At 77.2% G+C, this 1,488-nt stretch carries 3 protein-coding genes; all 3 read left to right on the top strand.

Going from position 1 to position 1,488, the window contains the following annotated elements; all coding sequences use genetic code 11:
* The first annotated feature begins 109 nt into the window (after positions 1 to 109).
* Genes E2C05_RS31710 through E2C05_RS31700 form a run of 3 tightly spaced genes read left to right on the top strand, consistent with a single transcriptional unit; the run spans position 110 to position 1,307 of the window.
* Entirely contained in the window at positions 110 to 520 is a 411-nt protein-coding gene (locus E2C05_RS31710) for a Rap1a/Tai family immunity protein (protein WP_133223577.1), read from the top strand.
* A 14-nt stretch (positions 521 to 534) separates the two neighbouring features.
* On the top strand, positions 535 to 807 hold the full coding sequence (locus E2C05_RS31705; protein WP_133223576.1) for a glycine zipper domain-containing protein: 273 nt from the start codon (positions 535 to 537) through the stop codon (positions 805 to 807).
* A complete protein-coding gene (locus E2C05_RS31700; protein WP_133223575.1) occupies positions 804 to 1,307 on the top strand; it encodes a GNAT family N-acetyltransferase in 504 nt (167 codons plus the stop codon). The genes E2C05_RS31705 and E2C05_RS31700 overlap by 4 nt, the downstream gene beginning before the upstream one ends.
* Positions 1,308 to 1,488 lie beyond the last annotated feature (181 nt).

Raw genomic sequence — 1,488 nt, 5'->3', positions numbered from 1 at the left:
CGCCGCCTGAGCCGCCGCGCCCGTGCGGCGGCGCGGGACGTTGGCAACCGGCATGCCCCGGTGTCTCATTCCCGTGCGGGCCGTGAGGCCCGACAGGGGAGACAACCCAATGCCACGACCCATGCTTGCCGCCCTGGCCGCGGCGGCGCTGCTGGCCCTGCCGGCGGCGGCGCAGGTGGCCGAGCGCAATTTCAGCGGCGGCCGCACCGGCGACCTCGCCGCGCTCTGCGGCGCCCCGGCCAGCGACCCGATGCACACCGCCGCCGTGAATTACTGCCAGGGCTTCATCGTGGGGGCCGGGCAGTTCCACGCCTCCACCGCCGCGGCGCATGGCGACTCGCACCGCATGTTCTGCCTGCCCACGCCGGAGCCGACGCTGGAGCAGGCCCGCACCGCCTTCGTCGCCTGGGCCGCGCGCAACCCGCAGCATGCCGGCGACCGCGCGGTGGACGGCCTGGCCCGCTTCGCCGCCGAGACCTGGCCCTGCCCGCGCGCCGCCCAGCCGCGCGCCCGCCGCTGAGGGGGACACCGACCATGCGCAAGACCATGCTGATCCCGGCGCTGCTGGCGCTGGGCCTCGCCGGCTGCGGCGACCTGAACTCGACCCAGCAGCGCACGCTGACCGGCGGCGCGGCGGGCGCCGCCGGCGGCGCCATCATCGGCGCCATCGCCGGCAATGCCGGGCTGGGGGCGCTGATCGGCGGCGGGCTGGGGGCCGGCGGCGGCTACCTGTTCGACCAGAGCAAGCAGTCGCAGCAGCGCGCCTACCAGCAGGGCTATTACGAAGGGCGGGCCAGCCGCCGGTGACGCCGGGCTGGTGCCTGGAGCCCGGCTGGGTCCCGGGCGCCATCGGCGACATCGCGGCACTGCATGCGCGCCACTACGCCGCGAGCCATGGCTTCGGCGCGGTGTTCGAGGCGAAGGTGGCGCGCGAGCTGGGGGAGTTCCTGGCGCGGCTCGACCCGGCGGGCGACCTGTTCCGCTGCGTCGTCGGGGCGGAGGGGCGCGTGCTGGGCTCGATCGCGCTGGATGCCGGCGAGGCGGGGCTGCCGCCGCGCACGGCGCATCTGCGCTGGTTCATCCTGGACGCGTCGCTGCGCGGGGCAGGCCTGGGGCGACGGCTGCTGGCGGAGACGCTGGCCCATGCGCGGGCCGCCGGCTTCGCGCGGGTGTTCCTGTGGACCCTGGCGGGGCTGCCGGCGGCGGAGCGGCTCTATGTCGAGGCAGGCTTCGTGCTGGAGGAGGAGGTCACCGGCACCCAATGGGGACGGCAGGTGACGGAACGGCGGCTGGGGCTGGTGCCGTAGCCGGGCCAAAGGGTTTCCAGGCCCGGCGGGCCCTGCGCCACCGGAGGCGGGCAGGGACAGCGCCTGCGGCACCGCCGCAGGGCGTCCGCTTCGGCCGCGCCCGGCCTGGTCCGGCGCGCGGGATGCGCGCCCGCTCGGCCATGCCGGCCGGCCGCCGGGGTCGCGGACCGCTGCGCTCGGC

The sequence above is a fragment of the Paracraurococcus ruber genome (assembly GCF_004353985.1).
Classification (GTDB): domain Bacteria; phylum Pseudomonadota; class Alphaproteobacteria; order Acetobacterales; family Acetobacteraceae; genus Paracraurococcus; species Paracraurococcus ruber.
Note: the sequence above shows the minus strand (reverse complement) of the source record. Positions and strands in the feature narration are given on the sequence as shown.